Origin of the sequence: Martinezella miluonensis (assembly GCF_900094545.1) — a bacterium.
GTDB classification, from domain to species: Bacteria; Pseudomonadota; Alphaproteobacteria; order Rhizobiales; family Rhizobiaceae; genus Rhizobium; species Rhizobium miluonense.
Genome location: NZ_FMAH01000004.1, coordinates 161,831 through 186,327, shown reverse-complemented (window position 1 = coordinate 186,327; position 24,497 = coordinate 161,831). Strand labels below are relative to the sequence as shown.

At 59.5% G+C, this 24,497-nt stretch carries 21 protein-coding genes and 1 tRNA gene; 5 read left to right on the top strand and 17 right to left on the bottom strand.

Translation table 11 applies throughout. From position 1 onward, the window contains the following. Nucleotides 1-3 precede the first annotated feature (3 nt). The 11 genes from surE to GA0061102_RS06375 all read right to left on the bottom strand — a co-directional run bounded on the left by surE (nucleotide 4) and on the right by GA0061102_RS06375 (nucleotide 12,828). Nucleotides 4-768 (bottom strand): 5'/3'-nucleotidase SurE, encoded by a 765-nt coding sequence (surE, locus tag GA0061102_RS06425; RefSeq protein WP_092845069.1) that lies wholly within the window; start codon nucleotides 766-768, stop codon nucleotides 4-6. A 15-nt stretch (nucleotides 769-783) separates the two neighbouring features. Then, on the bottom strand, nucleotides 784-2,067 hold the full coding sequence (gene serS, locus GA0061102_RS06420; RefSeq protein ID WP_092845067.1) for a serine--tRNA ligase: 1,284 nt from the start codon (nucleotides 2,065-2,067) through the stop codon (nucleotides 784-786). Nucleotides 2,068-2,175: 108 nt separating this feature from the next. Further along, nucleotides 2,176-2,997 carry a twin-arginine translocase subunit TatC gene (gene tatC / locus GA0061102_RS06415; protein WP_092845065.1) on the bottom strand — a complete coding sequence of 274 codons (822 nt, stop codon included), beginning with the start codon at nucleotides 2,995-2,997 and terminating at the stop codon, nucleotides 2,176-2,178. Continuing rightward, nucleotides 2,994-3,674, bottom strand: a complete 681-nt coding sequence (tatB, locus tag GA0061102_RS06410; protein WP_092845063.1) for a Sec-independent protein translocase protein TatB — start codon at nucleotides 3,672-3,674, stop codon at nucleotides 2,994-2,996. The genes tatC and tatB overlap by 4 nt, the downstream gene beginning before the upstream one ends. 54 nt (nucleotides 3,675-3,728) lie before the next feature. Next, a complete protein-coding gene (locus GA0061102_RS06405; RefSeq protein WP_092845061.1) occupies nucleotides 3,729-3,932 on the bottom strand; it encodes a twin-arginine translocase TatA/TatE family subunit in 204 nt (67 codons plus the stop codon). Between the two features lie 239 nt (nucleotides 3,933-4,171). Beyond that, nucleotides 4,172-4,804, bottom strand: a complete 633-nt coding sequence (gene scpB, locus GA0061102_RS06400; RefSeq protein WP_245297939.1) for an SMC-Scp complex subunit ScpB — start codon at nucleotides 4,802-4,804, stop codon at nucleotides 4,172-4,174. A 104-nt stretch (nucleotides 4,805-4,908) separates the two neighbouring features. Then, nucleotides 4,909-5,706 (bottom strand): segregation and condensation protein A, encoded by a 798-nt coding sequence (locus GA0061102_RS06395; RefSeq protein WP_092845292.1) that lies wholly within the window; start codon nucleotides 5,704-5,706, stop codon nucleotides 4,909-4,911. A gap of 71 nt (nucleotides 5,707-5,777) precedes the next feature. Further along, nucleotides 5,778-6,791 (bottom strand): beta-N-acetylhexosaminidase, encoded by a 1,014-nt coding sequence (nagZ, locus tag GA0061102_RS06390; protein ID WP_092845290.1) that lies wholly within the window; start codon nucleotides 6,789-6,791, stop codon nucleotides 5,778-5,780. Between the two features lie 217 nt (nucleotides 6,792-7,008). Next, nucleotides 7,009-9,732 carry an SPOR domain-containing protein gene (locus GA0061102_RS06385; RefSeq protein WP_092845057.1) on the bottom strand — a complete coding sequence of 908 codons (2,724 nt, stop codon included), beginning with the start codon at nucleotides 9,730-9,732 and terminating at the stop codon, nucleotides 7,009-7,011. Between the two features lie 61 nt (nucleotides 9,733-9,793). Continuing rightward, a complete protein-coding gene (gene argS, locus GA0061102_RS06380; RefSeq protein ID WP_092845289.1) occupies nucleotides 9,794-11,554 on the bottom strand; it encodes an arginine--tRNA ligase in 1,761 nt (586 codons plus the stop codon). Between the two features lie 56 nt (nucleotides 11,555-11,610). Continuing rightward, the gene (locus tag GA0061102_RS06375) at nucleotides 11,611-12,828 is read right to left on the bottom strand and encodes a deoxyguanosinetriphosphate triphosphohydrolase (protein WP_092845055.1); all 1,218 of its coding nucleotides are present in this window, start codon (nucleotides 12,826-12,828) and stop codon (nucleotides 11,611-11,613) included. A 297-nt stretch (nucleotides 12,829-13,125) separates the two neighbouring features. Between GA0061102_RS06375 and erpA the strand changes: the two genes are divergently transcribed. After that, nucleotides 13,126-13,458, top strand: coding sequence for an iron-sulfur cluster insertion protein ErpA (gene erpA, locus GA0061102_RS06370; RefSeq protein ID WP_092845053.1), 333 nt, complete (start codon nucleotides 13,126-13,128; stop codon nucleotides 13,456-13,458). Between the two features lie 127 nt (nucleotides 13,459-13,585). After that, complete coding sequence (gene xth / locus GA0061102_RS06365; protein WP_092845051.1) at nucleotides 13,586-14,377, top strand: exodeoxyribonuclease III; 792 nt, start codon at nucleotides 13,586-13,588, stop codon at nucleotides 14,375-14,377. Nucleotides 14,378-14,437: 60 nt separating this feature from the next. Here the strand turns inward: xth and exoR are convergent, their stop codons facing one another. The 5 genes from exoR to GA0061102_RS06340 form a co-directional block, all read right to left on the bottom strand. Then, nucleotides 14,438-15,241: an exopolysaccharide production regulator ExoR gene (gene exoR / locus GA0061102_RS06360; RefSeq protein WP_092845049.1), complete on the bottom strand. Its 804-nt coding sequence runs from the start codon at nucleotides 15,239-15,241 to the stop codon at nucleotides 14,438-14,440. Nucleotides 15,242-15,925: 684 nt separating this feature from the next. After that, a complete protein-coding gene (locus tag GA0061102_RS06355) occupies nucleotides 15,926-17,182 on the bottom strand; it encodes an OmpP1/FadL family transporter (RefSeq protein ID WP_092845047.1) in 1,257 nt (418 codons plus the stop codon). A 413-nt stretch (nucleotides 17,183-17,595) separates the two neighbouring features. Further along, nucleotides 17,596-20,439 carry a valine--tRNA ligase gene (locus GA0061102_RS06350; RefSeq protein ID WP_092845045.1) on the bottom strand — a complete coding sequence of 948 codons (2,844 nt, stop codon included), beginning with the start codon at nucleotides 20,437-20,439 and terminating at the stop codon, nucleotides 17,596-17,598. Between the two features lie 122 nt (nucleotides 20,440-20,561). Further along, nucleotides 20,562-21,434, bottom strand: a complete 873-nt coding sequence (locus GA0061102_RS06345; RefSeq protein ID WP_092845287.1) for a PopZ family protein — start codon at nucleotides 21,432-21,434, stop codon at nucleotides 20,562-20,564. Nucleotides 21,435-21,676: 242 nt separating this feature from the next. Next, a complete protein-coding gene (locus GA0061102_RS06340) occupies nucleotides 21,677-22,348 on the bottom strand; it encodes a protein-L-isoaspartate O-methyltransferase family protein (protein ID WP_208858613.1) in 672 nt (223 codons plus the stop codon). Nucleotides 22,349-22,853: 505 nt separating this feature from the next. Here GA0061102_RS06340 and GA0061102_RS06335 point away from each other — a divergent pair. Further along, entirely contained in the window at nucleotides 22,854-23,279 is a 426-nt protein-coding gene (locus GA0061102_RS06335) for a Rap1a/Tai family immunity protein (protein WP_092845041.1), read from the top strand. 199 nt (nucleotides 23,280-23,478) lie between these two features. Here GA0061102_RS06335 and GA0061102_RS06330 read toward each other — a convergent pair. Then, a tRNA-Cys gene (locus GA0061102_RS06330) sits at nucleotides 23,479-23,552 on the bottom strand. Nucleotides 23,553-23,726: 174 nt separating this feature from the next. On the opposite strand from GA0061102_RS06330, the gene GA0061102_RS34025 reads away from it, so the two are divergent. Continuing rightward, nucleotides 23,727-23,864: a hypothetical protein gene (locus tag GA0061102_RS34025; protein WP_159432147.1), complete on the top strand. Its 138-nt coding sequence runs from the start codon at nucleotides 23,727-23,729 to the stop codon at nucleotides 23,862-23,864. Nucleotides 23,865-24,106: 242 nt separating this feature from the next. Then, the gene (locus GA0061102_RS06325; RefSeq protein ID WP_245297937.1) at nucleotides 24,107-24,466 is read left to right on the top strand and encodes a GNAT family N-acetyltransferase; all 360 of its coding nucleotides are present in this window, start codon (nucleotides 24,107-24,109) and stop codon (nucleotides 24,464-24,466) included. The last annotated feature ends 31 nt before the right edge of the window (nucleotides 24,467-24,497 follow it).

The following is a 24,497-nucleotide window of genomic DNA, read 5'->3' as shown; positions in this document are numbered from 1 at the left end:
CCGTTACTCCATACCAAGCGCCCGCGCCACGCGGTCCTGCGCCGAATAATCTGTCAGATCCAGTTTCAAAGGCGTTACCGAAATGCGATTTTGCTTCAACGCCTGAATATCGGTTCCCGGACGGAAGATACCACTGCGTTCGCCGAAACGAAGCCAATAATATGGGAAGCCGCGGCCGTCGGCCCGCTCTTCGATCTGAACGTTGAAAGCAAGATTGCCCTGCGCCGTCACCTCGGTCCCGGCGACCTCGTCGGGACGGCAATTCGGGAAGTTCAGATTCAGGAACGTGCCGTCGGGCAAATCGACATCCATCAGCTTGCCGAGCAAAGCCGATGCATGCGTCTCGACAACTTCCCAAGGTACGATTCTGGCGCCATTCTCATAGATATAGGCCTGGCTCAACGCGAAGGAGCGCACGCCTTGAAGCGTGCCTTCGATCGCGCCGGCGATGGTCCCGGAATAAGTCACGTCATCGGCGACGTTCGAGCCGGAATTGACGCCGGAAAGGATGATGTCGGGCTTTTTATCCAGAACCTGCCGAAGCGCCATGATGACACAATCGGTCGGCGTGCCCCGTAATGCATAATGCTTGTCGGAGACCTTGCGCATGCGCAGCGGCTCGGAAAGGCTCAGCGAGTGCGCAAGGCCGCTCTGATCCGTCTCCGGCGCGACAACCCAGACATCATCAGATAAAGTGCGGGCGATACGCTCCAACGCAGCCAGTCCTTCGGCATGAATGCCGTCATCATTGGTCAGAAGAATACGCATCGCCCCACCGTTCGATTATGCTGCTTTCTCGATCTTCTTCAGACCACCCATATATGGCAGGAGTGCGTCTGGGATAGTGACGGAACCGTCGGCATTGAGATAATTCTCAAGGACTGCGATCAGGCAGCGGCCGACGGCAGTGCCGGAGCCGTTCAGCGTATGAACGAACTTCGTGTTCTTGTCGTCCTTGCCGCGATAGCGCGCGTTCATGCGCCGGGCCTGGAAATCGCCGCAGACGGAGCAGGAAGAAATCTCGCGATAGGTATCCTGCCCCGGCAGCCAGACTTCGAGGTCGTAGGTCTTGCGCGCGCCGAAGCCCATATCGCCGGTCGAGAGCGTCATGACGCGGTAGTGCAGGCCGAGGCGCTTCAGCACCTCTTCGGCGCAGGCCGTCATCCGCTCATGCTCGGCAATGGAGTTCTCGGCGTCGGTGATCGACACCAGCTCGCACTTCCAGAACTGATGCTGGCGCAACATGCCGCGCGTGTCGCGGCCGGCCGAGCCTGCTTCGGAGCGGAAGGATGGCGTCAGGGCCGTGAAGCGCAGCGGAAGCTTTTCGTGATCGAGGATTTCGCCGGAAACGAGGTTGGTCAGCGTCACTTCGGCAGTCGGGATCAGCCAGCGGCCGTCCGTGGTCTTGAACAGATCCTCGGCAAACTTCGGCAGCTGGCCCGTGCCAAACATCGCCTCGTCACGCACCATCAAGGGGGAGCTGACTTCGGTATAGCCGTGTTCGTTGGTGTGCAGATCGAGCATGAACTGGCCAAGCGCCCGTTCCAGGCGTGCGAGCTGCGAGGTCAGCACCGTAAAGCGCGAGCCGGACAGTTTCGCCGCGCGCTCGAAATCCATGTAGCCGAGCTCTTCGCCGATCTCGAAGTGCTCTTTTGGCTGATGGTTCCAGGTGGGCTTTGCGCCCCACGAATGCTTGACGACGTTGTCATGCTCGTCCTTGCCGACGGGCACATCCTCGAGCGGAATGTTGGGAATGCGCGAAAGCGCATCATTGAGCTCGGCCGTCAGCGTGCGCTCTTCCTCTTCCGCAGCCGGAAGCGAGGTCTTGATGTCGGCGACTTCGACCTTCAGCTTTTCGGCAAGCTCGCTGTTCTTCTGCGCCATCGCCGCGCCGATCTCTTTCGAGGCGGTATTGCGGCGGGACTGCATATCCTGAACGGACTGAATGACGGAGCGGCGCTTCTCGTCGAGCGCGATGAGGCTTTGCGACAGAGACTCCATACCGCGCTTGGCAAGCGCAGCATCGAAAGCCTCGGCATTCTCACGAATCCATCTGATATCAAGCATCTTCGTTCCAGGTCGTTTCACATGAGTATAACTCCGACCGAGGCTTCGGTCGGAGGTCGAAACGGCAAATACCTGAGAAACGAGGCTGGGGTCTCCGTCGCTTAGACGTTAATCCGTCTTGGCGACGTCGGAACTCTCGCCACTCTCTTCAAGCGTTTGCCGGGTACGCTGGCGTTCCACGAGTCGCGCCGCGTAGATGGAAATCTCGTAGAGAAGGATCGTCGGCAGTGCAAGACCGATCTGGGACATCGGATCCGGCGGCGTCAGCACGGCAGCAACGATGAAGGCGAAGACGATCGCGAACTTGCGCTTTTCCGCCAGCCACGTCGACGTCAGCAGGCCGACGCGCGCCAGCAGCGTGGTAATGACGGGCAATTGAAAGACCAGGCCGAAGGAAAAGACCAGCGTCATGATCAGGCTCAGATATTCCGAGACCTTCGGCAGCAATGCGATGCCCACCTGGCCCTCGGCCGGCGTCTGCTGCATCTTCAGGAAGAACCACATCACCATGGGAGTGAAGAAGAAATAGACGAGCGCGGCCCCCATCAGAAACAGGACGGGCGATGCGATCAGGAACGGCAGGAAGGCAGAACGCTCGTTCTTGTAGAGGCCGGGGGCGACGAATTTGTAGATCTGCGCAGCGATGATCGGGAAGGAAATGACCAAGGCGCCGAACATGGCGACCTTCACCTGGGTGAAGAAGAACTCCTGCGGTGCCGTATAGATCAGCTCGGACTTGGCAAGATCGAGATGAGCCCATTCGACGGCCCATTTGTAGGGATAGACCAGATAGTTGAACAGGTGCTTCGCCACGGCGAAACATCCGATGAAGGCTATGAAGAACGACACGAGCGACCAGATGAGCCGCGTGCGCAATTCCATGAGGTGTTCGATAAGCGGCTGCGGCTTATCGTCGATATCACCCGTCATGCCTGGTCCTTCTTCTTAGGCGTCTTCAGCGCCGTCTTGCTGGCTGTGGAACGCGCCCTGGGAGCTGCGGGCGCTTTCTCTGCAGCAGCGACCGCGATCTTGCGCGGGGCACGCTTTGGTTTCTCCGCAACGACAGGCGTCTTGGCGGCAGCGGCACTCTTAACAGCGACGGCTGTCTTTGCGCGAGGCTTGCGAACGGCTTTCGGCTGATCGACAGCTGCACTTACGACGGCTGCGGGCTGCGGCGCCGGGGCAACGACCGGCAACGGATTGCTAGGGGCAGCGGTAGCCGCAAGCGCCTCCTCCAAGCCATTCGACACACCAGCCACCGGCTCTAAGGGCAATGGCGTCGCGGCAGGAGCTGCTTTGTCCGGCGTTGCGGAGCGCTGCAGATCGGCCTTGATCTCGTTGCCCATCTCCCTCAGCGGGTTCATGGCTTCGCGCAGCGAGTTGACCGGATTGAGCTTCTGGGCATCGGCGATCGTCTGGCGCACATCGCCCAGCTCCGCCTCGCGCATGGCCTCATCAAACTGCGCGCGGAAATCGCCAGCGACCTTCCTGGCTCTGGCCGTCATCTTGCCGATTGTCCGCAAGGTCGCCGGCAATTCCTTGGGGCCGATAACCACCAGGGCCACTACGGCAATAACCACCAGCTCGGACCAGCCAATATCGAACATGCAAAGGCTCCTGGGCCAACGGCACGCCTTAAAGCATCCGCCTGCCCGACATGATTACTTCGTTTCGTCAGCCTTGTGCTCGACCGTGCGGGACGTTGTCGGCTGCGCCGGAGCTTCGTCCTCGTCGTTCATGCCCTTCTTGAAGCTCTTGATACCCTTGGCAACGTCACCCATCAGCTCCGGGATCTTTCCACGACCGAACAACAACAGCGCGATGGCGAGGACGATCAGCCAGTGCCATATGCTTAGAGAACCCATTGCGATAACTCCCGATTTCAATGTTCCCCCGATGTAAGACGTTTGCGGATGTTTTTCAAACAACAAAATTGAGTACATCCACGCATATCGGAATGACAAACGCCGGTAGCGGCGGCCAAACGTCTCCGGGTCGAGAGGATGCTTTCATATTCGCATCCACTGATGGCAAAAGAGAGACCTGCCATCGGCTTTCGAAAGAAAATGCTAATGTTTTTCCGAGGGCTGTTGCGAGCGAGGGCTCAGTCTTCCGAGGGCGCCCCAGTGGGCGGCAGCAAGCCCAGCTCCTCCAGATCCATCTGCGTGATCGGATCCTCATCTTCCGTCAGTTCGTCGCTCATCAATGGCGACGGAATATTGAAATTGGCCGGAATACGGCCTGAGAGCAGCCCCGCCCCCTTCAATTCTTCGAGACCGGGCAGATCGCGCAGCTCTTCCAGACCGAAGTGATCGAGGAAATCCCTAGTGGTACCGAGGGTGACAGGCCGACCCGGCGTACGGCGGCGACCGCGGAAACGGACCCAGCCGGATTCCATCAATACATCGAGCGTGCCTTTCGATGTCTGCACGCCCCTGATGTCTTCGATTTCGGCGCGCGTCACCGGCTGGTGATAAGCAATGATGGCCAAGACCTCCAGCGCAGCACGGGACAGCTTGCGCACCTCGCTCTCGTCGCGCCGGATCACAAATGAGAGATCGGCGGCCGTCCGAAACGCCCAGGCGCCATCTATCTGCACGAGATTGACGCCGCGCATGGCATAATCGGCCCTGAGTTTCCGCATCACGGCGGCGACATCGACGCCTTTCGCGACGCGTTCGGCAATGAAGGACTCGGAGACCGGTTGAGCCGAAGCGAAAACCAGCGCTTCCGCAATGCGCTCGGCCTCGCCGAGGCGGTGCTCGACGGCTTCCGGCGCTGCCGTCTCGTGCTCGGTGCTCTCCTGATCGTCTCGCGGCTCGGTCACGCTCGTACCCTGCCCTATTCCGCTGCTTCCAGCGAGGAATGCTTCGGCCCGCGCCGCATGTAAAGCGGCTGGAACGCGCCGTCCTGGCGTATTTCCATCTGCCCTTCGCGCACCAGTTCAAGCGACGCCGCAAAGGCGCTGGCAATGGCCGTCACACGGTCGGCGGAGCTTGTCATATAGCGCAGCAGATAGTGTTCCAGAGCGGTCCAATCTGTGATTTCGCCGATCATCCTGTCCAGAATAGTCCGGGCATCGGCTAACGACCAGACGCGGCGTTTCTCGATCGTCACCTGTGTGACGGCCTGGCGCTGGCGCAAGCCGGCGTAAGCGGTCAAGAGGTCGTAGAGGCTGGCATCGAAGGCGGATTGACGCCGATTCGGAATATGCTCCGGCGCCCCGCGGGCAAAGATATCGCGGCCGAGACGATTGCGGTTCACCAGGTTCGTTGCCGCATCGCGCATTGCTTCAAGGCGCTTCAGGCGGAAGGCGAGCGTCGCTGCCATCTCCTCGCCCGTCGGACCGTCTTCCTTGCTCTGCTGCGGGATCAGCAATTTGGATTTCAGATAAGCGAGCCAAGCCGCCATGACGAGATAGTCGGCGGCAAGTTCGATGCGAATGCGCCGGGCCCGATCGATGAACGAAAGATATTGCTCGGCAAGCGCCAGCACGGAAATGCGGGAAAGATCGACCTTCTGCGTGCGGGCCAGATGCAGCAGAAGATCGAGCGGCCCCTCGAAGCCAGCGATATCGACGACCAAGGCCGGCTCGTGCGAGCCGCGCTGCGTCTCGCCCTCCTGCCAGAGCTTGTCCATCGGCGTTGCCGCCTGCTGAAGCTTTTCCGTGCCGCTCACCTTGTCACCTATCAGTTCCTCGGAGCCTCGCTCTACGCCACCGCAAACATCGCATCGAACTCGGCGCGAACCGCGGCTTCGTCGGCGCCATCATTCTTGCCGAATGCCGCTTCGACCGCCTTGGCTCTTGCCAGCGACGCACCCGCTAGGGCGGGAACATTGCGAACCACCTGCTGCATCTCGTCCATGACACCATTGCAATGCAGCACGATATCGCATCCGCCGGCAATAATATTTGCTGCGCGCTCGCCGATCGTGCCCTTCAACGCATTCATCGAGGTGTCGTCCGACAAGAGTAGCCCCTGGAAGCCGATATGATCGCGGATGATCTCCCCGATCACCTTGCGCGACGTCGTCGCTGGGTTCTCCGGATCGATGTCGGTGAAGACGACATGGCAGGTCATCGCCATCAGCTCGTCCCTGAGCGCCACGAACGGTGCGAAATCGTGGGCCTCGAGCTCCGCACGAGGAACGGAGACGACGGGCAGTTCGTGGTGCGAATCGGCAAAGCCGCGGCCATGGCCGGGCATATGCTTCATGACGGGCAGCATGCCGCCAGCTTTCAGCCCTTCCGCCGCTGCGCGCCCCATCTCTGTTACTGTCACCGGATCGGCCCCATAGGCGCGATTGCCGATGACGTTGCTCGATCCCTCGACCGGAACGTCCAGAACGGGCAGGCAATCGACATTGATGCCGAACTTCAGCAAATCGAAGGCATGAAGTCTCGACATCAGCCAGGCGGCGCGCAGGCCGCGCTCGCGATCCTGGCGATAGATGTCGCCCAAAGCCTGTCCCGACGGATAATGCTGCAGGATCGGCGGACGGATGCGCTGCACCCTGCCGCCTTCCTGATCGATGAAGACCGGTGCGTCACGCCCGACGCTCTCACGCAGGGACGCAACGAGATCGGCGATCTGCGCCGGCTCCGAGATATTGCGGCCAAACAGGATAAAGCCCCATGGCTGTTCCCCTTGATAGAAAGAGCGCTCCTGGGGCGTGATGGTATGGCCGCTACAGCCAAGGATCATGGATTTCGATTCGGTCATATCCGAATCATAGAGTCTGACGCCGCGAAACGCGAGTGACGTCAAGGCGGGATACACAAGAACAGGGCGTTTCAACGGAAACGACAGCCTTCGAAGCTCAAATTCTCTCGCCAAATGTCCGGATAGGAAGCCATCAAATGCAAATCCGCCCGCAGGTCCATCTCTGCGGGCGGATTGTTTCAAACTAGACCGGGCTAAGTTTGATAGCCCCGACTGCTTACTTCGAAATCAGGCAGGTGCCGCCAGCGGCACGGTAGCGCTCGCAAATGGCTGCGGCTTCATCCTTCGTGCCGGCGACGACACGAACGCGATAGTAGGTGCCCTTGCCGGCGATTTCGGCCTTGCGGATCTCGAGCGGGTGATTGCCGATCACGCTGGCGAACTTGATCTTGAGGTTCGCCTGCGACTTCTGCGCGTCGGCTTCGGTCGGCAGAGATGCGATCTGCACGCCATAAGCACCACCGCTTGCGGCAGAGGCGGCGGCCGGAGCTGCCGAGGCCACCTGCTTCGGCTGCGGCTTGGGCTGAGCCTCCTGCGCCGGAGCGGGAGTGGCTGCCTTGGCAGGTTCGGGACGAGTCGTCGGGACCGGGTTGGTCTTGACGACGCGGATCGGCGTGCTTTCAGCACTTGCCGCATCCCCATTGTTAGGCTGAGCTGCGGCCTGGGTATTGGCTGGCGCCGGCCGGGCATTCGCCGAGGCGACCTGATTGTTCGCAGCCGGCTTGGCTGCAGCAGGCGCCGGCTTGTCGGCGGCCGCAGGAGCTGTATCGTCCCGTGCAACCAGCGAACCGTCGGGCTTCACGATCATCGTACGTACCTTGCGCGGCGACACCGCGGGCACCTGATCGTCGCCATTGGCTGCAACATTCGTGTTGCCGCCGTTCTGATTTGGCAGCAGGCGTGGATCCTGGGTCTCTCCAACAGCGGTCGGGGTCACCTGATCACCGCTACCATCATCCGGAGAGATGGATTCGGGGATCAGCGTCTTCTGAACGACATCGACGGGCTGCTCGTTGGAGGAAACCAGTTCCTTCTGTTTCGGCGCCGCCGTGCTGTCGCCGGCCACGCGGTCATAAACAGCCTTGTCCTGATTCGGTACAACGGTGCCGCCCGGATTTTCCGGAGCGACCTTCACCGGATCGGCATCGGCAGTGATCACACGCGGCTCGCCGGAGAACGTAGAGATCGGCGCGCCGTGACGGACCCAGCTATAGGCACCGTAGGCACCGGCGCCGAGTACAGCGATGACAGCAGCTGCCGTCACCATGCCGCGCACGGAACGAACGGGACGACGGCTACCCGCTGCCGGGTTCAGCGTCATCCGGGCAACGTTCTCAACCGGGCTGGATGCCTCGCGATAGCTGCGGCGGAAATCCTCTTCGAGCGCGCGCTCGAACTCATCGAATTCTTCGATCGGCTGCTTTGCAACGGCCGCAGCGGGCTGGGCAGCGGCGTTCTTCGACCAGGAAGAAGCGGCGGCGGTAACAGCGACACCCAGCGCGGCAGCGGCTGCGGACTTGACCGCTTCCGGTGCTGCTTCCTTCGCCGGCGTACCCAAGAGGCTCGCCATTTCGGAATCGATATCGAAATCATATTCCGGCGGAACGGCGATTGGTTCCTCCGGCTCGATTACAGGCAGATGCGGAACATGCGATCCTTCGAAGGTTTCGACGCGCTCTTCCGTGTCGGAGATTTCCGTCGGGTCGAAGGGCAACAGTTGGTCTGCATCGAACATCGGGGCAGCGCTGCGGGCGGCAGGCACGTCAACGGGTGCAGCCGGGATCGGTTGCGGCGCTACTGCGGCGACAGAAGCAGGAGCGACAGGCGCCGGCGCAACCGGCGTCGCGCGGGAAACTACCGGCTCTACAAACGAAGCAGAAGGAGCCGGCTGACGGGCTACGGCGGACTTTTCAGCTTCGGCGAAATCGAGTTCGGCAAGTTCCATCTCGATATCGGCAAGATCGAACTCGAAGTCCTGGCCCGCGAACGGATCCTCGGCACCAAAGGTGATCGGATTTGGCTCTTCATGATGCTGCGGAGCAGCGACAGGTTCAGCCGGATATTCGGTGACGGCGGGACCGAAATTCCCGAAAATGGGCTCGGCCTTCTCTGCCGGGGCACTCGCTCTCGACGGAACGGGATAACGATCCACATCCGCCAGCAAAGCGTCAATCTCTGCAGAAAGAGCAGCCGCATCGACATTCGGGGATTTCGCCGGCTCGGGCACTTGGGCGACTGCAGGAGCCGGTTGCGCCGCTGCGACCAGCTGCGGCTCATAGGCTGGCTTCGCGACTTCGACAGGTGCGAAATCGACCGCCATGTCTTCGAACATTGCCTCGACAGACGCGGCATTCGGCGCCTGAGGAGCAACGGGAGATACTACGGCCGGAGCGGGCTGCTCGCGCGAGGCAGATGCCAGCGTGAAGTTGGCAAGCGGCAGCCGAACGGTGGCTGCGGCCGATTGCGGCGTCTTGACGACCGGAGGTGCGACCGGCGGCTCCACCACAGCGGCCTGCGGAGCCGGCTGAACAACCGGCTGCAAAGCCGGAGCAATCGACATTTCCAGCTCATCGATCAGATCGCGAGCACCCATGATCGGCTTGGCCGGAGCCACAGGCTGGGGCGGCGCTTCGAATACGGGCTCAGCCCGCACCGGCTCGGCGGGACGCGAAGCCTGACCCTGCTCAACGGAGGGCACCTGTGCCGCGGGAGCGGAAACGTCATTTGCCGGACTCATACGAGGCGTATCGTAACGCTCGAATTCGCGAAGAAGCTCGTCCTCGAGATTGAAGGCGGGCTCCTGCCGATGCGCGGCGGGAGCTGCCTGAGCAGCGGGGCGCGGCTCGAACCCCACGATGCGGGCGAGTTCGGCTAGCGGATCGTCCTCCGCAAAGAACCCGTCGTTTCCGCTTGCGCGATACGCCAACTGTTTTTCTGCCATCACCCGTTCCACTCGCAAACGATACAACTAATGCCAGTGCAATGTGGGTAAATGGTGACGTTTATCGCATTTCATCCGGTGCTGCGGTCCCGGTGATACCGAGACCCGACTTCAAAACCGACGCGACAGCGTACACCAGCCCAAGTCTGGCAATGCTCAATTCTCGGTTCTTATCGTTAACAAATCGTAATTCAGGTAAATCTTTACCTTTGTTCCAGTGTCCATGGAAGGAACTTGCCAGATCATACAGGTAAAAGGCGATGCGATGCGGCTCCTGAGACTGTGCCGCAGCTTCGATGATTCGCGGGAATTCTGCAATCTTGGCGACCAGCTGAAGCTCGGCCGGATCGGAGATCGTGTCGATGACGGCCTTTGACAGGTCGAGCGCGCCGATATCGAGATCCGGGAAGGCCTCCTTGGCTTGGCGGAACACCGACATGCAGCGAGCGTGTGCGTACTGCACGTAGAAGACCGGATTGTCCTTGGACTGTTCCGTCACCTTGGCGAAATCGAAGTCCAGCGGCTCGGAATTTTTCCGGTAGAGCATCATGAACCGTACCGAATCGCGACCGACTTCGTCGACGACTTCGCGGAGCGTGACGAAATCACCCGACCGCTTCGACATCTTCACCGGTTCGCCATCACGGAACAGCTTGACGAGCTGGCACAGAAGGACGGTCAGCTTGGCCTTTCCTTCCGATACACCACGCGCCACGGCCTCGAGCCGCTTGACGTAGCCGCCATGGTCCGCACCGAGAATATAGATCATCTCGTTGAAGCCGCGGTCGAACTTATTCTTGAAGTAAGCAACGTCGGCGGCGAAATAGGTGTAGGAGCCATCCGACTTGATGAGCGGGCGATCGATATCGTCGCCGACTTCCGTCGAGCGGAAGAGCGTCTGTTCGCGATCTTCCCAATCTTCCGGCAACTGGCCCTTCGGCGGCGGCAGCGCACCCTTGTAGACGTGGCCCTTGAAGGTCAGGTCGTTGATCGCGGTCCGGATCAGGGCCGCGCCGTTGGCGTGCAGCGTGCGCTCGGAAAAGAACACGTCATGATGAACGTTCAGGGCCTGCAGATCCTCACGGATCATCGCCATCATCGCGTCGATAGCACGATCCTTGACGATGGGCAGCCATTGATCTTCCGGCATGCCGCGCAGCTTAGTGCCGAATTCCTTGGCCAGCGCCTCGCCGACCGGAACCAGGTAATCGCCGGGATAGAGGCCGGCCGGAATTTCGCCGACCTGCTCGCCGAGCGCTTCGCGGTAGCGAATGAAGACGGAGCGCGCCAGCACATCGATCTGCGAACCGGCGTCGTTGATGTAATATTCCTTGGTGACGGCATAGCCGGCAAAGGCAAGCAGGTTCGCGAGCGCATCGCCGACAACGGCGCCCCGGCAATGGCCGACATGCATCGGCCCGGTCGGATTGGCCGAGACATACTCGACGTTGACCTTCTGCCCCTCGCCGAGCTTGGAGCGGCCGAATTTCTCACCTTCGGAGATCATCGTCGACAGGAGGCGCTGCCAGTAGCCGACGGAAAGGCGGATATTGATGAAGCCGGGGCCGGCCACCGAAACCTCGGCGACGTCGGCATCTTCCTTCAACTTCGCGACGATAATTTCGGCGAGCGCCCGCGGGTTCGTGCCCAGCGGCTTGGACAGGACCATGGCCGCATTGGTCGCGACGTCACCGTGGCTGGCATCTCGCGGCGGCTCCACACCGACACGCCCGAAGTCAAGTTCGGATCGCTTTTCTCTTACAATATCAATTTGCTCGAGAGCGTTCTTAATTCTAACTTCGAAGTCGGTGAAAAGGTTCATGATCTGGTCCACGCAATAGCTTCGGCGGGCCGCTATCGGCCCGACGCCGCCGCTGCCTACCGCAAATCGGGAGTCTGGTCAAACAGCCGCTTGTGGGCACTGATGGCATAGGTGTCCGTCATGCCGGCCAGATAGTCGCCGACATGCCTTGCCTTGGCGGCGACGGCAAGCCCGGCGATATGATCGACCCAATAGTGGCTCTGCATTTCCTTCGGATTGTCCATATAGGCACGGAACAGATCCGTGACGATCTGCGCCGCACCGGCGCGGATGCGCATGATATCCGGATGACGGTAGATGCGCTTGAACAGCATCTGCTTGATCTGCTTGTCGGTTTCGGCCATTTCGGGCGAGAAGGTCGCGGTGACGCGGCCGGCGGCGCGAATATCGGCAACGCTTTCCGGCTTGATCTCGGCAAGCGCCTGCTGCGAAACAGCGATGACATCCTCGACCATGCGGGTGATCTGGCGGCGCATGATTTCATGCGTGAAGCGGCTCGGCTCCAGATGCGGATAGCGCGCACTTACCTCGGCCATCAGCCCCGCAAGAAATGGCACCTCCTCCAGCATCTCGAAGGTCAGATAGCCGGAACGCAGCCCATCATCGATATCGTGGGTATTATAAGCGATATCATCGGCGATCGCGGCGACCTGCGCCTCCAGGCTGGCAAAAGATGCGATTTCGAGATCGTGGATCTCGCAATAATCGAGGATCGGCTGCGGCACGGGACCATGGATTCCCTTGCCGTCCGGCGTCATCAGCGGGCCATTGTGCTTGACCAGGCCTTCGAGCGTTTCCCAGGTCAGATTGAGACCATCGAAATCGGCGTAGCGGCGCTCGAGCTTCGTCACTATGCGCAGGGATTGGGCGTTGTGATCGAAGCCGCCAAAGGGCAGCAGCACCTCATGCAGCGCATCCTCGCCGGTATGGCCGAAAGGCGTGTGGCCGAAATCGTGAACCAGCGCCACGCCTTCCGCCAAGTCCTCATCCAGCTTCAGGGCACGCGCCAGAGCGCGAGCAATCTGCGCCACCTCGATCGTATGCGTCAGCCGCGTGCGATAGTGATCGCCATCCTGGGCGATGAAGACCTGCGTCTTATGCTTCAGCCGGCGGAAAGCGGTCGTATGGACGATGCGGTCGCGATCGCGCTGGAATTCGGAGCGTGTCGGGCTGCCGCCCTCCTCATAGAGCCTCCCTCGCGACGCCCAGGGATCTGTCGCATAGACTGCCTTTTCCCCATACCCGAAACCCAATGCATGCGTATCAATTGTCATTATCAATCCATTCCGGCATTTGGCTCCCGCACCACTATAGGCGCGATCGTCGTTTCCCTGCAGTCGCTTCCTGGCATTCGGACATTCCATCCGGTCTTCGAACGCCCGGCCCCATTGACGCCGCTTTGCGGCCTTCATACCTATAGACAAGAAAACAGCAAAATGGTGCGTGGCTCAACCATGAAACCATTGCTGTCACCGGCCTGACTTTCATGATAAAGGCTATGGATATCAGCCGTTTGAAAGTTTGACGGCTGAATGGTTCTCTCCGGATCTTGACCCCGGCAGGAGGAAGTTATGACTGAGACAAGTGTTACCCTGTCGGATGCCGCGGCGAAGCGAATCGCTGCTATCGTCGGTGCGGAAGCTGGAAAACGTGCGCTTCGCGTCGCCGTCGAAGGTGGCGGCTGTTCCGGATTTTCCTATAAATTCGATCTCGTCGACGGTCCTGAAGACGATGATGTGGTCGTCGAGAAGGGTGACGCGACCGTCCTGATCGATCAGCTCTCGTTGGTCTATATGGCCGGCTCGGAGATCGATTTCGTCGATAATCTTCTCGGACAATCCTTTCAGATCAAGAATCCAAATGCGGTCGCAAGCTGCGGATGCGGCACGAGTTTCGCAATCTGATCCCTACCCTTTTTCCACAGCTTGATCGCCGGCCGGGAGCAGTTGCTCCGGGCCGGTTCTCATATGGGCTGTAGTCAAGTCGATCCGCTGCGGATACAACGGAGCGAAGCAAAGGAATGGGCCACCCATGAAAATCGCCACCTGGAACATCAACGGCGTCAAAGCGCGTATCGAGAACCTCTGCCAGTGGCTGAAGGATTCAAACCCGGACATCGTTTGCCTACAGGAGATCAAGACGGTCGACGAAGGTTTTCCGCGGCTGGAGATCGAGGCGCTCGGCTATCACGTCGAGACGCATGGGCAAAAAGGCTTCAACGGCGTTGCTATCCTCTCCAAGACCAAGCCGGATGAAGTGACGCGTGGCTTGCCGGGCGACGATGGTGATGAACAGGCCCGCTTCATCGAGGCGGTGTTCTCGGTCGAAGGGCATGGCGCGTTGCGTGTCTGCTGCCTCTATCTGCCGAACGGCAATCCAGTCGATACGGAAAAGTATCCCTACAAGCTCGCCTGGATGGAACGCCTGCGCAAATTCGCAGTCGGTCGCCTGGCGCTGGAGGAACCCCTGGTGCTTGCCGGCGACTACAATGTCATCCCGGAGCCCTATGATTGCTTCGATCCGAAGGTTTGGGAAAGCGATGCTCTGTTCCTGCCGCAGACGCGCCAAGCCTTCCGTCAGCTCGAACATCTCGGCTTTACCGATGCGGTGCGTGCAACGACGGACGCGGTCAAGCTTTACTCATTCTGGGATTATCAGGCCGGCGCATGGCCGAAGAACAACGGCATCCGCATCGATCATCTGATGCTGTCGCCGGAAGCTGCCGATCGCCTCACCGCGACCGCGATTGAGAAGCATGTACGCGCCTGGGAAAAACCCTCGGATCATGTCCCTGTAATCGCGCACCTTGATTTCAGCAACTAGGCTTCAAATCTGACCGATCAGGCTCGATTGCGGCTCTTCGCGTCCTAAAGTGTCAGCCGATCAGTCGGGGCCGGCAACATCGAGCTGATGTGCCATCGATACTGCGACACGGCGGTCGTTCTCATTGGCGACAGAGAACGCCTGCTCCTGGATGTCTTCCATCCAGCCGCAGTCCTTCGGCTTACACTTGTCGAGCGCGGCCGTCATGAAGGCCAGGCCGCGAATGGACTGCCCTTCCTGGAAAAGAAGATTGCCGAAGACGGCCATGGCGCCAGGATGGCCGCTTTTGCGCGCCTGGTTCAGCCACTTCTTGGCCTGCTGCACGTTGGAGGCACCGCCCTCGCCTGACAGCATCATCTGCGCAAGCTGGAACTGAGCCTCGGGAACACCGAAGGTCGATGCGACCTGGAAATAGAGCTGGCGAGCCTGACCGAGATCAACCTTGACCGGGCTGTTGGAAATGCCTTTCTTGTAATAGCCGGCGAGAGCCAGGAGCGCATTAATGAAGAAGCCGGTGTCTTCCGAGCCCGGCTCCACGCCCTGCTGGGCGATCTCGCTGTAGATCTTGAAGGCTTCGAAATCGTTCTGCGTGACGCCATCGCCATCGGCATACATGTTGGCGAGAGCCCATCGCGAGCCCGTGTGGCCCTTTTCGGCGGCGTAGCGATAGGCCTCGACCGCCTCTTCCTTCTGTCCGTTCTTGTAGGCCTTGAAACCGAACTTGAAGAGATCGAACGGACCTGATTCCTTGCTGATGCCGGCATTGATATCAAATGCCCGGGCTTGGCCTGCCAGCGCCACCGCGGTGGCAAGGGACAGGCTGAGCATCATGACTCTCGCTGATATGAACTCGGACTTAAACATAACAGTCGATTTCTTTCGCTCCATTCGGACCTGTCACGGCGTTTGTACACGCGCCGCCAGATTCGCGAATGTTTTCCCTGATGGCGCACGAGACTGGATCATCCTTGGAAAGGACGGTTCCCGTGGCATTCAACCGAGGCTGTTTGCCACAATTGCGAGCATAGCTTGCAATTATGTCCAAACCAGCATTTGCGCGGCCGTTATCGTATCTCACCGCCGAACCGGCGTTCTCATTCGAATTCCAATGAGTGAGATTGGACATCGTCGGGTCGACGACTTCCCTTGGCAGACAAAGACTTCCCCCCCGCATCGGAAGCATGACGGCTCCGATCCCGGATTGTTGCTTATGCCAAAGTGGAAGTTCACCCATCGACCGCTTACGCACTTTCTACAAGGCTTGCCCCTGTGCCCACGTAATCGCTGCTCCCCATTTGTGGCGGGAAATGGACAAATTGCGATCTGATCACGGACCTGCAGTCTCTTGAAATAGAGTGTTGCTAATTCGTCACAAAAATTTTACCGGTGCTGAGATTTCCTTAACCATGAATCGCGCACACAGACCATTTTCGCGGCCTAACGGGCGACGACCCGGCAAGAAAACGCTGTGAGGCTCGATGGAGCTCGCAGCGCTGAGTCCGACAGGAGAGAATAAGCGATAAACCTATTCAATCCAGGAGTTTATCGTCAGAAGCTGACCTTCACAGAAGTCTGAAGAGCTGCAACCAAATCATTACCGAAGCTATAGGTGGCATCATTGCCATAGACGACGCCGCCGCGGGTGACCGGTCCGGATTTGCCGCTGGTCATCAGACCAAGCGCGCCACCGAAATTGAACTGAACATGCTCCGTCGGCTTATAGGCAACGCCGGCGCCTAGCGTCCACGTATCGCTGTTCATGCCATAGCCCTCGCTCGTGCCGCGATCCCAGGTCAGGCTGACCGCACCGCTCCACTGGTCATTGAACTTGTGCCCAATACCGCCGGTTATGGTCCAGCCATCCTGATAGAGCAGATCAAGCGACGTCAACTGAGTCTTTCGGTTGCAAGCGATGCTGCTATTGGCCGTCGGGCAGAGCGCGATGCTTTGCAGAACGCTCCAGTTCGTCCACTTGACCGAACCGAAAGCGAGCCAGTCCGGCGCGATACCAGTCTGAACCTTCCACTCCAGCGAGTCAGGCGCATCGGCCGATCCGAAGACGGAGGTCACCTTGCCACCGAAGCCGCCGGGAACAACGGGTGGAGGCACTTGGGTCAAATCGACGCTACCCTTAAGGTTGTCGTATTTGACCCGGCTGTTGTAGACGAGGCTGGTGCGGAAAGCGTATTCCGGAATTTCATAGGCAAGGCCGGCACGCCAGCCCCAGCCATGGCCGTCGACGTCAAGCGAGCCGACGCCGTTATAAAGTGCAGAGATCGGCGCCGGAGTGTCGAAGACCAGTCGCGATTTGAAGCCGCTGACTTCCTGATAGAAGCCGCCGCCGATCACGCGCAGCTGCCCCGGACCCATATCGAACTTGTACGAGCAGGTGGCCGAATAATTGTTCGTCCGCACCTTCGTCTCAATTTCATTGTTGGCGCCGGCCCAATTCGGGCCCTCGTTGAGATGGCCGCCGAATGGCTGGGAATAGTCGGCCATGCAATCGAGGTCGTCGGTAATACCGACCTTAAAGGCCGCATAGGGTATCGCATAATTTGCGGACGCATCGACCGAACGGCTGCGATTGTTGAGATTGCCGTCGAGCGGATTAATGTCCTTGGCGTTCTTCAGTTTGCGGTCGGGCATGACGTAGGTAACGCCGGACTCGAAAACATAACGTCCCTTGTCGAAGAGCAGGTCGATGTCGTAACCGCCACGATCCAGGCCGCCCGCAAAAGCGGCGCCCGCGAAAGACGTGCCGATGACGAGTGCGACTGCGCCCCTCAACGCAATTGAAAATGCCATTGTGTCTCCCCCACTGGTGCATTCATTTATTCGATTGTTGCGACGATCGAGTGAATTGGCAATGCGGCCAGGAAGAGCGATGAACACCTGAGTTAGCAATTGGTTTACGTAAGAAAGTGAACTCCGCATCACTGGGGCGGTAAAATTAGTCAGATTTTGCCTTTTTAATATCATTTTTATCCCCGCGTAGATTCCCATTCTTCACTGCAACATTTCTGTTACAATCTGACAACAGTTCAGCTTTTCGAAAATGCCCACTGATTTTAAGGATAATATATTTCGCCTGCGCGAAGCTGGCGGCCGGGAATTCCATCGCCCAACAGGCTCGTCCAGAATCGGCCGGACAAAAAAGAAGGGCACGCGACCTTCGTCACATGCCCTTCTAACTATTTCAATTGATTGGATCTTCGTCCTCAGCCGGCCTCGCTGACCCGGGCCAGCGCCACCTTGAGGCTGGCCTGCTGCCCTTCGAGTTCGCCGAGACGCTCGCGTTCGGCGGCAACGACGTCCGGATTCGCGTTGGCCACGAACTTTTCGTTCGAGAGCTTGCCGAGGATGCGGGCGATCTCCTGCTCGTTCTTCGCAATCGCCTTCTCGAGACGGGCCTTTTCGGCCGACAGATCGATAAGGCTGCCAAGCGGCAGGCAGACGGTCGCCTCGCCGATAACGATCTGGGCGGCACCCTTCGGTGCCGTGTCGGCCAGCGAAATCGCCTCGACACGCGCCAGACGCTTGATGGCGGCGTCATGGCGGAACAGGCGCTCGCGGGTCAGGCTATTGGCATCTACGACGACCAGCGGCGCGGTAGCAGCGGGCGGCACATTCATTTCCGAACGAACCGAGCGAATGCCGGAGACGAGGTCGATCAGCCAGTTGATCTCGTCGGCAGCAACGTCGTCGGCATAGGACGGAGCCGGCCAATCGGCATGGCAGATGAGGCCATCACGCTCCTTGCCCTCGCCCGCCGTGTGCGCCCAAAGCTCTTCGGTCATGAACGGCATGAAGGGATGCAGCAGCTTATAGGTCTCTTCCAGAACATAGGCGGCACAGGATTGAGCCTCCGCCTTGGCATTCTCGTCTTCGCCATTGAAGATCGGCTTCAGCAGTTCGAGATACCAGTCGCAGAACTGATTCCAGATGAAGCGATAGAGCGCGCCCGCCGCATCGTTGAAGCGGAAGCTTACCAGCGCCTCGGTGACATCACGCTCCGCACGCGCCAGCTCGGTCAGGATCCAGCGGTTGACGGTCAGCTCGGCAGCCTCGGGCACGAAATGCGGATCGCTCTTGGCGCCGTTCATTTCGGCAAAGCGCGTAGCGTTCCAGAGCTTGGTGCCGAAATTGCGGTAACCCGCGATGCGGGCCGGGTCGAGCTTCACGTCACGGCCCTGTGCGGCCATGATCGCCAGCGTGAAACGCAGCGAATCGGCGCCGTACTGGTCGATCAGCTCCAGCGGGTCGATGACGTTGCCCTTGGACTTCGACATCTTCTGCCCGTTCTTGTCACGCACCAAGGCGTGGACATAGACGGTGCTGAAAGGCTCGACAGATTCGCCGTTCTCATCCTTCATGAAATGAAGGCCCATCATCATCATGCGGGCAACCCAGAAGAAGATGATGTCGAAGCCGGTGACGAGGACGTTGGTTGGATAGTAGCGCTCCAGTTCCGGCGTCTCATCTGGCCAGCCGAGCGTCGAGAACGGCCAGAGCGCAGACGAGAACCAGGTGTCGAGCACGTCTTCGTCGCGCGTCAGGATTTCGCCCGGCTTGAAGTTCTCAAGCAGATCCTCGACATAGGCCTTCATCGGCCCTTCATGCGAGAGATAGTGCTGGATAGCGGCCTGCAGCGCTTCTTCCTCGGTCTTCTCAACGAAGACCTGGCCATCCGGTCCGTACCAGGCGGGAATCTGGTGACCCCACCAAAGCTGACGGGAAACGCACCACGGCTGAATGTTTTCCATCCAGTCGTAATAGGTCTTGTCCCAGCTCTTCGGAACGAGCTTGGTGCGACCTTCGCGAACAGAGGCGATCGCCGGTTCGGCTAGCGTCTTGGCGTCGACATACCATTGCTCGGTCAGTCGCGGCTCGATCGGCACGCCACCGCGGTCGCCATGCGGAACCATGTGCTTGTGCGGCTCGATCTTGTCGAGCAATTCGGATTCTTCGAAAATGCGGACGATGATCTTGCGCGCTTCGAAACGGTCCTTGCCCTCCAGCTCATCCCAAGCGCCGTGCAGTGCGGCAGGATGATCGAGACCTTCGAGGAAATCCTCGTTGTCCTTGATGGCAATGGTGGCTTCCGGGGTCAGAATGTTGACAACGCGCAGACCGCGGCGCTTGCCGACGTCGAAGTCGTTGAAATCATGCGCCGGCGTCATCTTGACTACGCCCGTTCCAGCCGTCGGATCCGGATATTCGTCGGCCACGATCGGGATGCGGCGGCCGACTATCGGCAGGATGACATGCTTGCCGACGAGCGACTTGTAACGTTCGTCGTCCGGGTTAACTGCGACGCCTGTATCGCCGAGCATGGTTTCGGGGCGGGTGGTGGCGACGACGAGATAGTCGCGCGTTTCCCATTCGGTCGGCTTGCCGTCTTCGTCAAAGGCGACCGGATGCTGATAGGTGACGCCCGGCTCCAGCGGGTAACGCAGGTACCAGAGATTGCCATTGACCTCGTGCTGCTCGACTTCGATGTCCGAAATCGCGGTCAGCATCTTCGGATCCCAGTTGACCAGCCGCTTGTCGCGATAGATCAGGCCTTCCTTGTAGAGCGTGACGAAGACTTCGAGAACGGCCTTCGACAGGCCCTCATCCATGGTGAAGCGCTCGCGCGACCAGTCGCAGGAAGCGCCGAGGCGCTTGAGCTGATTGAAGATCAAACCGCCCGATTCAGCCTTCCATTCCCAAACATTGTCGATGAAGGCTTCGCGGCCCATCTTGTGGCGATCCGGCTGCTGCCTTTCGGCCAGCCGACGCTCGACGACCATCTGCGTGGCGATGCCGGCATGGTCCATGCCGGGCTGCCAGAGAACGTCTTTGCCGCGCATGCGCTCGAACCGCACCATGATGTCCTGCAGCGTGTTGTTCAGCGCATGACCCATGTGCAGCGAACCGGTCACGTTCGGCGGCGGAATGACGATGGTGAAGGTTTCAGCGCCCGGCTTGGCGTTCGCACCGGCGCGAAAAGCGTCGGCTTCATCCCATTTTTGGGCGATCTTCGGTTCGACGGCGGCGGAATCATATGTTTTGTCGAGCATTTTTTGACCGGATCTAGAGGACTGGGTGATGCGGGTTGTAAATAGGATGGCTGGAAGCGAGTCAATAAAAAAGCCGCCCCGGAGCCCGGAGCGGCGGATCGTCTACCCGAAGCTCAAGGCTGTCAGCGGCGCGGGCCGCGTGCCACTCGTTCGATTTCTTCGCGCACGAGGCGCTCCACCAAGGTCGGCAGATTGTCGTCGAGCCATTCCTGCAGCATGGGCCGCAGCATCTCCTGGGCCAGTTCATCGAGAGAGCGGCGCGGGCCGCCATCGACGATGGCAGCAAGCTCTTCAAACGAGCGGGCGACTTGCGCACCAGTGTCTTCGGACATCAGCGCCGACGATGCGGGCGCAGCCTGAGCAGGCGTCAGCGCGGCTTCGGCTTCCAATGCAGCCGGCCGCGGTACTTCTGGAGCGTGGAAGGCCGGCGTCTCCACCAGCGGCACAACCAGCTGCGGAGCTGCGACAGCTTCCGGTGGCTTGATCTCTTCCATCTCGGGTTCCAACTCGGCAGCAGGCGGTACCACCGCCACAGGCGGCGCGACTTCGGAAATCGCGTGTCGCAACGGATAGTCGATAGCCGGCTCGACTCGCGCTTCAGCAAGGCGTGCAGCCATGGCCGGCGGCAATTCCCGTTGCTGCGGCAGCTCGCGCCCGGCACTCAGCAATGCGGCATTGCGCTCGGAAGCGGCACGAACGCGCGCGGCGACATCAGCAAGCGACAGGCCACGGTTGGCGCTTTCCGGCTCGGAAACGGGCACCTGCGAGTTTGCAGCGACGAAACGCGGATCCTGTGTAGAAGCACGAGCTCGATCGGCAGCAGCGAACTCTTCATCGACGGTCAGCTGGATATCGTCTTCACTTCCACCGCCAGCGGCAAAATGTGTCGCTGGCATCGGCTTCGTGCTGCCGGGCTCGTTGCTTTCGATGATCCGGCGGATCGACGCCAGGATCTCTTCCATGGACGGTTCACGCACTACATTTGGCTGAGCCATATTCATCCCCGTTTTCCCATATTCAGCGACCGGAAACTCACCAAAGCGGCGCTCGAACCAGGGCCACCCTAGATGACTGTCCCCGGGAAAAAAATCACCTGGAAAGCACTAAACCCGGTGATGCACAGTTTTGTAACGATGACGGCGAATCGCACCGCTACGGCTGATTCTGCCATATGCGCGCACAATAAAAAACAGGCGCCCGAAGGCGCCTGCCGAATGCATTGCCGATCTTCAAATAATCAGAATACGAATTCCTTGGCCTTGGCGAAGCCAGGCAGCGGCTTGATCGACGCGTTGAAGAAGACATTCTCCGAGAAAGCGCCGCGCTCGCGCATGAAAACGGTGGCGCGCGCCGCATGGCCATAGCCAAGCACGGCGATCAGGCGTCCGTCCTCGCCGAGCTGGTCCAGAAGCGCCTGCGGCAGCTGCTCGATCGAGCCATTCAGGAAGATGACATCGTAGGGTGCGTCGCCGGCGTGACCCTTTTCGAGATCGCCGGTCACGACCGTGACGTTTTCATAGCCGAGTGCTGCGAGATTGGTCTTGGCTTGGGCGGCGAGATCCGCATCCGATTCGAGAGCGACGACCTTGCCTGCGACGAGCGACAGGACGGCGGACACGTAGCCCGTGCCGCAACCGATATCTAGAACCTTGTCTTCCTTGGTAATAGCACCGAGTTGCAGCAGCTTGGCCAGCGGCGAGGCTTCCATCAGGAAGCGAGCGGGCTTGCCTGCGGCTGCCGGGGCAGTCTCGATATCGCAATCGATATAGGCCAGGAGCTTCGACTTCTCCGGCACGAAATTTTCGCGCGGCACCGCGAAAAATGCACTCAACACGGAATGGGAGGTGACATCCGTCGTACGGACCTGGTTCTCGACCATCTTCACGCGTGCTGCTTCGAAATCCATCATATCCTCTTGCGCCTTTACCAGGCCGGCTTTGCTACAGTGCTACGCGTGTCTTAATCGCCTGCGGCTACGCTTTCAAGGCATCGCTGCAACAGGCGCCGAGATTCATACCGATGCGTCGCCGCCAGACAACAACCGATTGCTCGAATATGGGGCCAGGCACCCCGATCCAGGTGCCCTCACCTCATATTCTCAAGCGAACGCGACTTCTTCGAAGGGAAAGCGAGCTAGGGCAAAACCCTCCGCCTCCACGTTCCTAAAATCAGGAGGCCCGTCAAAGCGGTACATCTATTAATAAAATGTTAACCTCCCAGGACCACGTTTGATGATATTGGACCGCCTGAACGTGGTGACCGATCGACCTTCCGGCCCGAAGCTCTTCGGGCTAAGATTAAATTTGAATAGAAGGTGGCTGGATGCCTGTCTCTCTCGTGCTTTTCGTGGCAACTTCCCTGCCGTTAGTGGTTTTTCTGGCTGCCAGTCTTTCCTCCATGATGTAGGTCGTCGAATGAGGCTTTCGCTCTCCCTCGCAGCGTCCCTTCTCCTCATGCCTCAGATCGCGCTCTGCGAAGAAAGCTCAGAAAAAGCAGCACCGGTCATCGAACATGCCGTTACCGGCAAACAGCTCGATGAATGGTGCGAGGAAGAACAGGCGCTTGCCTCGGTCTACGTGCAGGGAATTCTCGACGAAGCGCAGCGCACGAAGAATCTGACGATCCGCGCCACAAAGCAGACGCCGAAGAACTCATCCCGCTACGAACGCTATCTTCAGCAGTTCGTCGGCGCCTTCTGCCTCCCGCCCGATCTCAGCAACGCAAGAGCGACCATGATCGCTTGCAAATGGATGTCGGAGCATTCCTGGCAGCTCGAGCGGCCCGCCAGCGCGCTGATCGCACGCTCCTTCAAATTCGCCTTTCCCTGCTTGGAAGAATAGGCGCCCTTCCTGTTCCCATCCGATGGGCCTGCAGCTTGCGGATGCGACGCCGTCGAGGGGTCGTCGGTGTGTCCGATTGAGAGGACGCGAGAACGAATTGCCACGCTTGGCTTTGGGAGCCGAAGGACGTTCAAACCCCATTCGCAAAAACTGAAATTCCGATGGGATTCAGCTAGTTATACGAGCGCTTGGGGAAGGATGGAGGCCTCGCCCGGAATCGAACCGGGATGCAAGGATTTGCAGTCCTCTGCGTAACCACTCCGCCACGAGGCCATCCGATGTATAAAGGCGAGTGATGGCGGGCGTTTAGAACGAATCTTGAATCGACGCAAGGGCCTCATTCTGAATATCGCTCTTTTTTCGTCATCGGCGGCGGCTTGTGACAAGTCTATGCACTTAATAACGGCAATTGTCCCTCCGCATGGGAGAAATGCGGCCATCGCAAGGATGGACCGAATCATTGTGCTGAGCCAGGGACGCATCGTGGAGCAAGGCAGACCGGACGAACTGGTCGAGCAAAATGGCCTCTTTGCCCGTCTGTGGAAGCGCCAGACCGATGGCTTCATTGCCAAGGAAGTCAGTTAGTCCCCGTCGGCCCCACCCTCGAACCGACGGGTTGACCGCGCCTTGCTCCCATATAACAGAAGTTGAGTACATCGGCTTCTTGCCACTTTTGGATCACGTCACGATGGACGATATCCGAAAAGCTCGGTGTAGCGTTGCAGATCGGCTCCACGCAGGCCCCGCCCATAAGCGGAGATTCGGCGCCGGATATGCGACTTCAAGCGAGTATCTGAAAACGACGAAAAGATATCCGAGGATCTGACATGTTCCAGTTGCGGCGAGCAAAGCCGGGCGATCTAGCGCGTAATTATGAAATATGGCGGACTGCAGTCGAAGCCACCCACCAGTTTCTTGATACGTCGGATCGCGAGGCGATCGGCAAGATGGTTGCAGAGGATTATCTGCCGAATGCCGGGTTTACGGTGGCGGTCGATGGCAATGACCTGCCCCATGCCTTCCTGGGGACCACCGGGCATCACATCAACGCGCTCTTCGTTCATGCCGATAGCCGAGGAATGGGCCTGGGGCGCCTCCTCCTCGAGAGCTTCCGGACGGAGAAGGATGTCGTCACTGTCGATGTCAACGAGCAGAATCCCGAAGCGATCGGCTTTATGCGCGGCTAGGATTCAAGGTGACAAGCCGTTCGGAGCTGGA